The following is a 13,021-nucleotide window of genomic DNA, read 5'->3' on the forward strand; positions in this document are numbered from 1 at the left end:
TATAAGCGATCGCGCTATTTTTCTGTAATGGTCAAATCTAGGAAATATGATAAAATTTGTAGGGTGGGCATTGCCCACCCTACTGGGGGGCTTGCTTTGTTGCCAGTTTTGGAAAGGCGGGTAATGGGTTCCGGTATTTCTGTTAGCTGGTTGCTGCTCAAATCTAACCCTTCCAACCATTCCAGTCCAAAAACTTCTGGTGGAATTTCTGCTAATTTTTCCTTATTTTCATGGTTATTGAAATCTAATTCTGTTAATCTTTTCTCTTTGGCTGCTCGAATCTTTGCCAAAGCTCTTTCCCTTGCATTACCCATAGCAGCACCAACCAGCGTTCGTATCCATATCGATTCGATAAAATTTTATCAAAAACTGCAATATCCTGGGATTAGGGAGATGAGGTAGCATTTAACCCCACGACCCCAGCAACGATCGCGACCAGAGAAAGAAACTTAACCAAGGTCATGGATTCTTGGAACCAGTAAATTCCCACGATTGCAATCAGTGCTGTCCCCAATCCCGACCACATCGCATAAGCAACGCTAAGTTCTATTTTTTTTAAAGCCAGAGTTAACAAAGTAAAAGCCAGTCCGTAAAAAACGAACAGCAATAGGGAGGGCAAGGCTTTCGTGAAGCCTTGGGAAAATTTCATGGCGGTGGTGCCACAGACTTCTAACGCGATCGCTAAAATTAAATACAGCCAGTGCATGTACTTCCTACATTCGTACAACCTGTGGAACGAATCCCCTATTCGCTGGGAGAGGGTGAAGGAGAGGGCGAAGGGCTTTCGCTGGATTGCTGGGATTTGGGTTTGGGTTTGGGTTTGGGTTTGCCCTTGAATTTGCCTTTGGGTTTGCCTTTGGGTTTGCCTTTCTTTTTCTTCTGCGGGGGCAGCACTTCTTTTGACTCCACCGCCACCAACTTGTCACCTTCGCGGGTGGCTTCTACTTCCCAAAAAGCACCTTTTTTGGGATTTTCGATTTGCCCTTGAATTAGCAGGAAAAAAGGCTTGAATTTGCGAGTGGCGTCTTTGTTGGGATGGATGGTGAGGGCAAAGGTTCCCTCTTCCGTATTCCAAAATTTTAACTGACCGCGCAGGGAAAAACGATCGCGTTCTAACTCTTCGGGAGAAGCAATGGATTTTTCCGTCTCGTGTTGTTTGTAAAGATACCCCTTCAACTCAAACCGCAAACCATTCTCTGGTGTAGTCTTCACCCACACATTCCAAGGCAGGGTGACATTGTGGTTGGCGGCTTTGGGTCGCCACCAAGGGCTGGCGATAAATGTGGGAAACTCATACCCATCGGGGGTTACCAGAAAACCCCGGCGGCTGTCTTCTTCGCTGGGTCGCCAGGCAGCCACAATCACCCCAGTAGAGCGAAATTGGTTGATTTTCGCTGGTTCTTGGATGTGGGGTTTGTCTGCGGATGTCTCTTGAGATTCGCCGGTTTCGGAAGTTACGGGTGTCTCCTGAGATGGATGGGTTTCTGGCGAGGTTTGCGTTTGGGTGGTTTCACCGGGTTGGTGGTTTTCTGGCGATGATTGCGAGGATTGAGACTCGGGATTTTCTGGGAATCCTGTGGTTTCTGAAGTTTTGGTCACTTCTGTCATTGTTCCTACGATTTTCTCCTGGGCGTTTTCTATGGTTGGTTGTTTTTTGGCGTTTTTTTAAGTGTAGCCATGGTTGGCTGCAACCGGAAGTCGGGAACACCGTCTAAAGGAGACCCGCTTTGGGTTGTAGAAGTTGGCAAACCCCGAAAATCGGAGCTTTGCTGGGGATTATCCCCGGTTTTGGCAAGATTCCAAAAACGCCAACAACGCCTGTTCCTGGAAGTTGTTGCAGAATTCTACCACTTTCCGAGCAAAGACCGCCAAATCCGGATCCTGTCGCTGCAATGCTTCCACTTGTTTTTGCACTCGTTTGAGACTTCCCCGACGCGCCAAGTCAGTCAAATTGGCAAGTTCTTGTAGGGGAGGCATGGTTATGGCTTCGCTTTCTGTGGCTGCAGGTGTGGGTTCGGCTGCTGCTTTCTCTTTGTAAATCCATTGCAAGTGCAGGTGTTCTTGCAACTGTTGCAGCAATTGCGAAAGCACGACGGGTTTGGGGAGAAAATCGCTAGCCCCTGCTTCCATACTCCGGGCGCGATCGCTTTGGGATACACTAGCAGAAGAAACAATAACGGGAATGCCAGCTAACTGTGGGTCTTGGCGAATTTTGGCTAGGAAAGCAAATCCGTCAAATTCCAGTTCGAACAAATCCACTACAATCAAATGAGGCGAAAATTGCTGGGCATACTGCCAGCCACTCTCCCCACTGTGTGCTTCCCATACTTCAAACCCCAAACTACTCAGCAAGTTGGAAAACACGGCACAATTTTCCCAACGGTCGTCAACCACCAGCAATCGCTTGGTTTTCCCTTCGTATCCGACGATATGGCTTAATTCTAAGGTGGGGGTGGTGGTATTTTCCGGTGGCAAGACCGGCAAGGTGAGGTCGAACCAAAAGCGGCTGCCAACACCCACCTGACTTTCTACATGGATGCTACTATCCATCATTTCGACAATTTTTTGGCTTAAAGGCAATCCCAACCCGGTTCCTTGGGCTTTTTGGTGCGATTCTCCCACTTGTTCAAAGGGTTGGAAGATTTGTTCGATCGCTTCTGGGGAAATGCCGGTTCCCGTATCTTCGATTTGAAAGCGAATTGTTGCTTGGCTAGATTCCGCGGTTTCTGATGTTTCTAACAGAAAAAGGGTCAAAGTCACGGTTCCTGCTTGCGTAAACTTCACGGCGTTGCCCAACAAGTTCACCAAAACTTGTCGCAGTCGTTTCTCATCTACTCGCACTGCGGCTGGCAAATCCGGATGGCTTTGGTAAAATAGGTCGATATGTTTTTGTTGGGCTTTGATGCGACACATTTCTACCACCCCGTTGATAAAGGCAGATAAGTGGCATTCCCCGGGGGCAAGGGTAAGTTTGTGGGCTTCTACTTTCGACAGATCGAGAATGTCGTTGATGAGGGTCAGCAGGTGGGAACCGCATTCGTTGATGATTCGGGCGTGTTGGCGAACGGTGGGTTGGTATTGTTCGGTATTTTCTAAAATTTGGGCGTATCCCAAAATCCCGTTGAGGGGGGTTCTGAGTTCGTGACTCATGTTGGTCAAAAACTCGCTTTTGGCTTGGTTGGCGGCGTCGGCTTGTTCTTTGGCAACTTCTAGTTCGGCGGTGCGTGCTTCAACTTTGCGTTCTAAATTGCGGGAATATTCTTCTAGCTGTTGGTAGAGGCGGGCGTTTTCTAGGGAGATGGAAATTTGCGAGGTTAAGACTTGTAAAGTGGCAATGCGATCGCGGGAAAAGACCCCGGCGACATCGTGGTTTTCTAAATATAAAATACCGGTTAGCTTGCCGCGGTGGATAATGGGCATGCATAAAATCGATCGCGGCTGGTAGGTAACCACGTAAGGATCGCTGGCGAGGCGTTCGTCTTGGGTAGCATCTTCGATGGCAAGATATTTTCTGGTACGCTGTACGTAGTTGGCTGCTGCGATCGCCAGAATGTCGTTTTGCTGTTCTGCCAAAAAACAAAGCGATCGCTGCATTTTAATTTCATTCTCCTGCAAACTCCCTTGAATTTCCACCAGCCAGCGTTCGTTTTCCAAACTTAAAAATATCCCTTTCTGCGCCCCGGAATTAGCGATGGCAATGTTCATCAATTTCTGCAGCAATCGATCGAGAACGATTTCTTCCGATAGGGCTTGGGAAGCATCGATAGTGGCGGTGACATCCAGTAGTTTGGAATTGGCACCAGTGGTGGAACTAGTATGGCGGTGTAGGGAACGATTTTTGCGGGCATCGCCATTTTGACGCAACCAAAATTGGGGATATCGCGATTCCAAATCTTTGACCTTGGCGGTTGCCCCCCAACAGCAATAGCAAAAATGGGTTTTGTTGAGATACGTTTGGGCAATTTCTTGCCTGCCCAAGTCTAGATAAAATTCTCCTGCCCGTTCGTATGCGATCGCTTCTTCGTTTATAAAATTTTGTTCCCTTGCCCCGGCAATGGCGCGATCGTAGTATTCCATCGCCTCTAAATAATTCCCCAATACCCGGGCTTTTTCTGCTTCCACCAAATGAAATTTATGCTGGTAGTTGCTGCGACTGTGTTCGCACCAATTGCGGAGCTTTTGTTGGTTATTCTCCACCAGCTCGAGAATTTCTTGGGGAACCTGGGCTTGCTGGGTGGGATACTCTCCCAATAGTGCCAAAGAATAGTAAAAATTGATTTGGGCAACATGCATCATGCCCACCAAAATATTTTCGTAACCCATACCCCGTTCTGCCCACACCACAGCCCGGCGATAATCTTTCATAATATACGCCAGAATGGTCTGTGCCAAATACAGGGAAAACACCGACATGTGGTTGTTGCTTTCCTGGAGGAAAATCGCCATATCGTCTTCGTTGAAATCTTCGCTACTCAAGCTGGCGGAAATCTCGGCGGTTTCTCCCTGCAATTTCAAGGTCAGTTGGTACCAAATTTTGGCGTAAAAATATTGAAATTCCCGCTGGAATTTTTGCAGAAATTCCAGATATTGGGCGTGTTTTTGCCTGACCGTATCTAAATTTTCGCCGCTTAAAAACAAATAGCCGCAGTAAAAGCAAGCGGCATAGCAAGCATATTCCACATCGCCAACTTCCAAACTACTTTGCCAGGCTTCCAATAGGGGGTCGATGGTAGAACGAATGTGTTCTTTCCAGTGACGAACGAAGAAATTAAAGACTAAATAAACTTGCCCTTTGACGCCGGTGGCGTGGTATTTTTCTAACAGCAACAGTGCCAAACGACCGAACTGATATCCCGATGCCACATCGCCGCCGACACCCACAAACAGCAAGCTATATTCCACGTAGGCATAGGCAGCTAAGTCGGAATTACCTCCTTTGACGCACAAATCCACCATGGAAAGGGCGACAATAGGGAACAAGCTGGGGCGACCAATGAACACCGGCGGCGTGACGGTGACCAGCATCCGCAAGGCGGCGTAGCGATAGGGGTCACTCATGGTGGGGAGGTTTTCCAGTTCGCCAATTTTGTCGCCTCGCCACGGGGAAAGTTCTACTGAAAGCTGTTCGGTGGCGGTTGCTAGCTGTTGGGGGTCTTGGGGAAGGGAAATGCCTAACAGGGAGAGGGCTTCTAAGGCGAGGTCGATGGCTTCTCCCATTTGGTTTTGGGAAATCAGGTATTGTACCTCGATTTCGTAAACTTTGATTAGGTCGAGTAGGTCTTTGGCGTTTCGACGAATATCTTGAGCAAGGTACTGGGCGCGATCGCTTTCGTTGTTGATCGATTCAACTTCTACCCCTTCCAGATACAAATCCAAGGTAAGTTGATAATTTTCTTGCCAAGCGTTTTCTGGCAGCAGCTGCAATGCTACATTGAGGTAGCGGTGAGCTGTTTCGTAGGCGGTGGCGGCTTTGGCTTTGCGAATGGCAATCAGGTTGAGTTGCGCCAGTTCGCAGCGTTCTTCAAGATCTTCGATTAGATCGACCCCACAAATTAATTGGTTGACAATATCAAAAATTTGCCCTTCCAAGCGATCGCGGGTGATATTCTGTTTTAACAATCTACCAATTTGCAGGTGCGTATTGCGTTTTTGCGGTTCGGGAATTAACGAATAAGCTGCCTGCTGCACGCGATCGTGCAAAAATCGGTAGCTCGATCCTTGACCGTCACCACCACCCACCAAAGTAGCGGTATTGCCGTTGCTGGTCTGGCTGGGGGCGTTGTTGGCGGGCAAAACCAAGCCTTCTTCGATGGCATACCACAAATCCCGGGCAGCGGTTTGCACGGATTTCTGGCAGACCACGCTTAAAATATCCAAATCAAAGCAAGTACCAATACAAGCGGCTAGTTTTAAAATTTCCTGGGTACTATGGGGCAATTGGTGGACCCGACGCACCATTAATTCTACAATGCCAATATCGGAAATTCCCACCGCTTGAATGTGGACAATATCCCACTGCCAGCAACCTTTGCTAAAGTTAAATGCCAGTAAGTTTTGCTGGTACAAGGCTTGAATGAGCTGGTGCAGGTAGAAGGGATTGCCCTGGGTTTTGGCATGCAATAGTTCCGCCAGTTCGCGATACGCTGATTCCGTGGCTGAGTTGGGGGCATCCAACATGGTAGCGAGCAATTCTTCCACGTGGGCGATTTGCAAATTGCCTACGGGAACGCGAACGATTTGGCGTCTTTGGGCAATTTTTTCTACTACGCGCGTTAGTGGATGGGTGGGGCTGACTTCGTTGTCGCGATAGGCACCCACCAGCAGCAAATAGCGGCTATCCATGTCGCTGGCAAGCAGTTGCAGGAGTTTCAGCGATCCGGCATCTGCCCACTGCAAGTCATCCAGAAAAATGGTTAAGGGGGTTTCTGGTTGGGCGAATACGCTGACAAACTGTTTGAAGACCAACTGAAAGCGGTTCTGGGTTTCCGCGGGGCTGAGGGTGGGAACTGGGGGTTGCTTGCCGATGATATATTCCACTTCGCCGATGGCATCGATGATGACTTGACCGTTGCTGCCTAGGGCTTTTTTTAGCTTTTGATTCCAAGTTTCTAGTTGTTCTTGAGGTTGAGCGAGAATTTGACGCACCAGGTCTTGAAAAGCTTGAATGAAGGCAGCATAAGGGATATCCCGCTGGAACTGGTCGAATTTGCCGCTGATGTAATATCCCCCTTGCTGTAATGTGGGTTCGCGCAAGGATTCCACTAGAGCTGACTTGCCGATACCGGAATAGCCGCTGACCAAAACTAGTTTGCTGCTTCCCTGGCAAACACACTGTAGAGCGTCTTGTAAGGTGCGGGTTTCGGCTTCGCGACCGAAGAGTTGGTGGGGCAGCTGCAGGCTGCCGGATACGTCTTGTTGGGCGATCGCAAATTCTGGGATATCGCCGCTTTGCTGCCAGTGTTGCCAGCAGGTTTGCAGGTCTAATTTCAAGCCGTGGGCGCTTTGGTAGCGGTTTTTGGCGCGTTTGGCGAGGAGTTTGTCGGTAATGTGTGAGAGGATAGATGGTAGGTGGGGGCGGACCTGGCTGAGGGGAAGGGCGCGTTTGGCGATGTGGCTGTGAATCAGTTCCATTGCCTCGGTTTGGGGAAAGGGAAGTTCCCCTGCCAGCAGTTCGTAGAAAGTGACTCCCAGGGAGTACAAATCGGCGCGGTGGTCGATGGGGCGGTTGACGCGACCGGTTTGTTCTGGGGCCATATAAGCTAAGGTTCCTTCGATCGAGTCAGCATTGGCGGTATAGGTTTTTCCCGGCGTTACCGATACGGCCATGCTAAAGTCAGTGAGCCTTACTTGTTGGGTTTCGGGATGGATGATGATATTGGCGGGTTTGACATCCCGGTGAACGATATGGTGGTGGTGTAAGGCTGCCAAGGCATCGGTGAGTTGCGTGGCGATCGCGAAAAATTCTGCCAACGCCAAATGCCTTTCGCTAACATAATCCTGGAGGGATTTTCCGATAAACCCTTCCAAAACCAGTGCCAAACCGGCTTCGCTGCTTGCTAGTTCGTAAGGGTGAATAATACCGGGAATGGTTTTCCCTTGTAGGAGATTGTATTCGTGTTTGAGGCTTTCCAATTCCGATAGCGACGCTGCCCCCGCTTTCAGCAATTTGATCGTCACCGGTTCGCCATCAGTGTGACGGTAACCGCGATACAAAATGGTACTATCGGTTTCGTGGAGAACTTCCGCTCGTTCGTATGGTAAACTAGACATGTCGATTGCTGTTCGTCCCCATTTTTAAGCTATTTGCTAGAACTGTTTGCCGCTTCTGGGCCTCCCCATCAAGCTTTCAATCCTCTAGTTGCTATAATCGATGGCTTGCTTCATAGCTTTACTTAAAAATTTGCCCCATTTTAGCTATTTTTGCTAGAAAAATTGAGATATAATTGCAACTGGTTAGCAAAGATTGCCTGTCTGCTCGGTTTTGGGCGAGATGAAGTGGATGCACAATATAGCAACGTTGCTCCACCTTCTTAGTTTAACCAAATGAGCATCAAAAGGGAACCGCACAAACACGGAATTTTTTTGAAGATCGATTACCAGTTCCCCTAGAAGACCAGCATGTTTCCTTGCTTAGGGCGTGTTTTCCCAGCTCAGCTTTTGCCTACAAATTGGCTTTCTGCCGCACTGCTTTGGTTCTCTGTTGGGCTTTCTCTAGAATATCTGCCTCGCAAACCGTTTGCAAAATTCGATTTTCCATCACCACGCGGCCGCCAACCACTACTGCACTCACATCGGCCCCCCGCGCCGAGTAAACCAAGGTGGCAATGGGGTCGTGGGCTGGGGTTAAGTGAGGTGATTGCAGATTGACGAGTGTCAAATCGGCGAGAAAACCTGTTTGAACTGCGCCCAAACAGTTCCCCATCCCCAAAGCTTGGGCGTTTCCTCTGGTGGCCATGGAAAATACTTGTGGGGCAATGAGAGCATCTGCCTGGCGGGTGGTGACCTTTTGCAACAAAGCGGCATCTTTCATGGTTTGGAACATATCCTGGGTATTGTTGCATGCCGGGCCGTCACAAGCCAAGCCCAGGGGAATGCCGGCTTGCTGCAGTTGGGGAATGGGGGCAACGCCGGAAGCCAAAATCATGTTGCTGGTGGGGTCGTGGATGACGGAGGCTCTTCCCTCGGCGATGAGTTGAATGTCGCGATCGCTTAAATGAACGCAGTGGTTGAGCATGACGCGATCGCTTAGTGCTCCCACATCCGCCAGCATTTCTACGTTGCTTTTCCCGGTTCGCTGGCGTACCAATTGGTTGTATGCCGGCGTTTCTGAAGTGTGTAAGTGAATCAAAACATTTTCCGCTTGGGAGAGAGCCACCGCATCCATAAAAGCTTCGGCTGTGGACCCCCAAGGCACCAACGGACCAACACCAATCTGGATGCGATGGGAAGGGTGCCATTTACGAATGAGGTTTTTGCTGCGACGAAGAATATCCTGGCGATTTTCCACGAATCCATCAAAGAAGGATTCGTCGTTACTGCCACGGAAGAAAAAGGTGCGAATGCCCGTACGCGCCAAACTTTCCACCGCTACCTCATCTGCCCCTTGGTCGTAGTGAGGACTAAAAAAGATTTCGCAGAGGGTGGTGTTTCCGGCTTTGATATTTTCAATCGCCCCCAATTCCATACTCAGGGCATAATCTGGCAGTTCAAACGCCCGCATCAGGGGCACTTGGGCATCGGAAAGCCAGTGCAGCAAAGCGCGATCGCTACCTAAAGAACGCCCGTATACCATACACAAGTGAGTATGGGCGTTGATTAAACCAGGAATCACCAACATGCCCGTAGCATCCAGGGTGCGGTCGTAGGTATCGGTTGGTGGAGAACCACTGCCTACTGCCACAATCCACTGGTCTTCTACGATAACATAACCCCGATCGATAACCGTTTGCCGGTCATCGTTGGTCGCGATCGCACCTCCTGAGATTAAAAGCTTGGCCATGCTCAAAAAACCAGAAACACCCCTAAAATTCTACCAAAAATGCATTTCTATACATCCATATTGTAAATTTCCACCGGTTCGATGTCGTCAGCGGGAGAGAAGCCAAACACGCGGGCATAGAAATACAGTTCTGCTTCCAAAGCGCGTTTGATATTATCTGCTTGGCGGAATCCGTGCTGTTCTCCCTCAAATGCCACGTAAGCCACAGGCAAACCGCGATCGCGCAAGGCATTCACCATCATTTCCGCTTGGTTGGGGGGGACAATTTTATCTTCCAACCCTTGGAAAAAGATAACCGGACAAGATAGGCGATCGCAAGCGTGAATGGGCGATCGTTGCTGGTAAAGTTCCTGTTGGTCGGGATACGGTCCCACCAAACGGTCCAAATAGCGGGATTCAAACTTATGGGTCTCCCGGACCAACGCTTCCAAATCGCTCACGCCGTAGTAACTGGCACCAGCACAAAAATCATCCCGGAAGGTCAACGCGCTGAGAGTTGTATAGCCACCAGCACTGCTACCAGTAATAATCAAGCGATTTTCATCCACCCAACCTTGCTTGGCTAAGTATTTTGCACCATGGGCGCAATCGTCCACATCGGCAACTCCCCATTTCCCGTGCAAGCTGTGGCGGTATTCGCGACCGTATCCCGTACTGCCGCGATAGTTCACATCCAAAAAGCCAAACCCGCGACTGGTCCAATATTGCACGCGCAAGCTTAAACTGCTGCTGGTAGCCCCTGTGGGACCGCCGTGACTTTTGACAATCAGCGGTGGTTTTTCGTTTTCCGGACCTTGGTAGTCTTGATTTTGCGGTGGGTAAAAAATGCCGTAGGCGGTGGCGCCATCCGCAGTGGGAAAGGCAATGGATTGGGGTTGGGAAAGGTATCCCGGTTCGATTTGTACTCCATTGGAACGGCGAATCACTGTAGTTGCGCCGCTATTGGCATCGATTTCCACCAACGCTGTTGCTTGCGTGGGAGAACCAGCCAGGGCCACCAAGCGATCGCCGTGGGCGCGAATGCCGGTAAAATTGGTATATTCTGTGGAAATCGGGGTGAGGGTTTTGCGTTCTAGGTTCAAACTCGCCAGATACCACAATCCCTTTTGGGTATAGGTACACAAGATGCGGTGGGAACTGGCAAAATCGTAGGTTCTCATGCCAAAAACCCACAGGGGCAATCCAAATTCTGCCGTCATGGGAAATACGGGTTCGATGGTACCATTTTCTTGGCGGTAAAGATTCCACCAGTTGCTGCGATCGCTGACCCAATACAAGATACCATCGGGGGACCATTCCGGCTGAAAAATGGATTCTTCCTGTTTTTCCCCGGCAACACAGGTTTTCTCCCCTAACGACCCATCGCTGTTGATGGGGGCAACCCATAGTTGGGTACTATCCCAGGGCATATTGGGATGGTTCCAGCTAATCCAACATAACTGGCTGCCGTCGGGGCTAATGCGGGGGTTGGCGTAGAAATCTTCCCCAGACACCAAAACCTCCCCGGTGGTATTGCCATCTAGGGAAATGCTGACAATGGTGTTGGTGGGTTCCCCTTCGCCGCGGTTGTCTTCGCAAACGGCAATTAAACGATTGCGATCGCGATCGACGCTAAAATCGGCATATCGTAGGAGGCCGGGTTCTTCTGCTAGTGTAAGCTGTTGTGGGGCAGCATCGGCGGTTTGCCGATAAATCGCTTGGTCGGCAAAATTGACAAAATAGATAACCCCATCGGCGACGGTAAATGCACCACCGCCGTATTCGTGAACGCGGGTACGGAGGTTAAATTCTGGCGGGGTGAGTTCTTGGGTGGTACCATCGCGCCGGCGACACATAATGACATTGCGCCCTTTTTCCGCCGGTCTGCCTTCTACCCAATAAATATCCTCGCCATCGAGAACGGATGCTGCCAAACGCAGGCTACCGGTAACGATGAAATCGGAGGTAATGGGGGATTTCCAGGTTCCGTAGGCGGCTGTTTTTGCTAAATTCATACTTTTCTACCAGATAAGCGAACCACTAAGCTGTTGTATGGGCTGTCGATTGGCGTATTGTCTATAGTATAAAGTTGGGCAAATTGCGTCGATTTTCGGCAAATTCTAGGAGGATGTATGGGTAGAATTTTTCTATCGGCAGGACATGGCGGTTTTGAAGATGGCAAACGCGACCCGGGGGTGGTTGCCGGGGATACCACCGAAGCACAGGAAATGATTCGCTTGCGGGATATGGTGGTCTCGGAGTTGCGATCGCGGGATTTGGAAGTTTTGTCGGTTCCTGACGATCTGAGTTTAGTGCAAACTGTGGACTGGATCAACCTGCGTACCCGTGCTGGGGATATTGCCCTGGAGTTGCATGCCAATTCTTCTTCCAATCCCGATGCTAAGGGGGCAACGGCGTTTTACATTGCCAACAACGACCAACGTCGCAAACACGCCGAACTGATGCTGATGGCTTTGCAGCGGCGGGTTCCCCAACTAACCTCTAGAGGGGCAAAACCGGATACGGAAAGCGGTACGGGAAAATTGGCGTTTTGCCGCTGGATTATCACGCCGTCGGTGTATTTGGAAGTGGCGTTTTTGACCAATCCCCAACAGCGATCGCTATTGCAAAACCGCCGTCGGGATTTTGCGTTGGGGATTGCTGATGGATTGGCCGCTTGGTTGCGGGGAACTTCTTTACCTACCCCCACTCCGACGCCGACGCCATCGCCGACCCCTACTCCCACGCCTCAGGAAGAATATCCCAGCATTGGTATCAATCTTAACGGTCAGAATTACGGCGAACAGGGGATTATTGTCAATGGCAATGCTTACGTACCGGTGGAGTTGGTGGATAGTTTTGGTATCGATGCTGCCCAAGCGCAGGAGTTGCGCCGCATGAACTACAAGAGTATCGTCTACGTCCGCGCGGTGGATTTGCGGGAGTACAATGTCTCGGTGGGTTGGGATAACGATACCCGCACGGTGATTTTGCGATCGATTTTAAATCTTTGTCCCGGCCAAATGGACCGAATTATGCGTCAGGGCAATACGACGGAAGTGCAGTTAATGATGTTTCTCAAGTCAAACAATCAAAATGTCTTAGATGACTATCCGGATATTGCCAAGTTATACCGCGAGGAAGCCACTGTGGAAGGGGTCAATTACGATATTGCTTTTTGTCAAATGTGTTTGGAGACGGATTTCTTACGTTTTGGGGGCGATATTGAGCCGACACAAAATAATTTTGCCGATTTGGGTGATATTAGTTCGGCGCAGGGCAGTGCTTCGTTTTCCAGTGCCCGTTTGGGGGTGAGGGCACAAATCCAGCATTTGAAGGCTTATGCCAGTACGGAACCGTTGGTACAAGAGGTGGTAGACCCCAGGTTTCGGTTTGTGAGTCGGGGAATTGCCCCGCTGGTTCCCCAGTTGAGCGGTCGTTGGACGGCGGATAAGGAGTACGGGCGTAAGATTATGTCGTTGGTGCGTCGGTTGTATGAGTCGGCGGGGTTGATGTGAGGTGATGGGGAGTTTGGGGGCATAC

The 13,021-nt window shown here is 50.0% G+C and carries 7 protein-coding genes; 2 read left to right on the forward strand and 5 right to left on the reverse strand.

The window, feature by feature from the left end; all coding sequences use genetic code 11:
• Nucleotides 1–402 (forward strand): hypothetical protein (locus tag AS151_RS22545; RefSeq protein WP_211517589.1); only part of this gene is annotated, 402 nt, incomplete at its 5' end.
• On the opposite strand, the gene AS151_RS12655 is transcribed toward AS151_RS22545, so the two are convergent.
• The 5 genes from AS151_RS12655 to AS151_RS12675 all read right to left on the reverse strand — a co-directional run bounded on the left by AS151_RS12655 (nucleotide 386) and on the right by AS151_RS12675 (nucleotide 11,493).
• On the reverse strand, nucleotides 386–706 hold the full coding sequence (locus tag AS151_RS12655; protein ID WP_071517427.1) for a multidrug efflux SMR transporter: 321 nt from the start codon (nucleotides 704–706) through the stop codon (nucleotides 386–388). The genes AS151_RS22545 and AS151_RS12655 overlap by 17 nt on opposite strands.
• Before the next feature lie 38 nt (nucleotides 707–744).
• Nucleotides 745–1,608 (reverse strand): hypothetical protein, encoded by an 864-nt coding sequence (locus AS151_RS22155; RefSeq protein ID WP_071517428.1) that lies wholly within the window; start codon nucleotides 1,606–1,608, stop codon nucleotides 745–747.
• Nucleotides 1,609–1,776: 168 nt separating this feature from the next.
• Nucleotides 1,777–7,770, reverse strand: a complete 5,994-nt coding sequence (locus AS151_RS12665; RefSeq protein WP_071517429.1) for a hybrid sensor histidine kinase/response regulator — start codon at nucleotides 7,768–7,770, stop codon at nucleotides 1,777–1,779.
• A 391-nt stretch (nucleotides 7,771–8,161) separates the two neighbouring features.
• Entirely contained in the window at nucleotides 8,162–9,499 is a 1,338-nt protein-coding gene (locus AS151_RS12670; RefSeq protein WP_071517430.1) for an amidohydrolase, read from the reverse strand.
• Nucleotides 9,500–9,546: 47 nt separating this feature from the next.
• The gene (locus AS151_RS12675) at nucleotides 9,547–11,493 is read right to left on the reverse strand and encodes a S9 family peptidase (protein WP_071517431.1); all 1,947 of its coding nucleotides are present in this window, start codon (nucleotides 11,491–11,493) and stop codon (nucleotides 9,547–9,549) included.
• Nucleotides 11,494–11,610: 117 nt separating this feature from the next.
• Here AS151_RS12675 and AS151_RS12680 point away from each other — a divergent pair, with 117 nt between their 5' ends.
• Entirely contained in the window at nucleotides 11,611–12,996 is a 1,386-nt protein-coding gene (locus AS151_RS12680; RefSeq protein ID WP_071517432.1) for an N-acetylmuramoyl-L-alanine amidase, read from the forward strand.
• Nucleotides 12,997–13,021: the final 25 nt, after the last annotated feature.

This window comes from Geitlerinema sp. PCC 9228 (assembly GCF_001870905.1).
Classification (GTDB): Bacteria; Cyanobacteriota; Cyanobacteriia; order Cyanobacteriales; family PCC-9228; genus PCC-9228.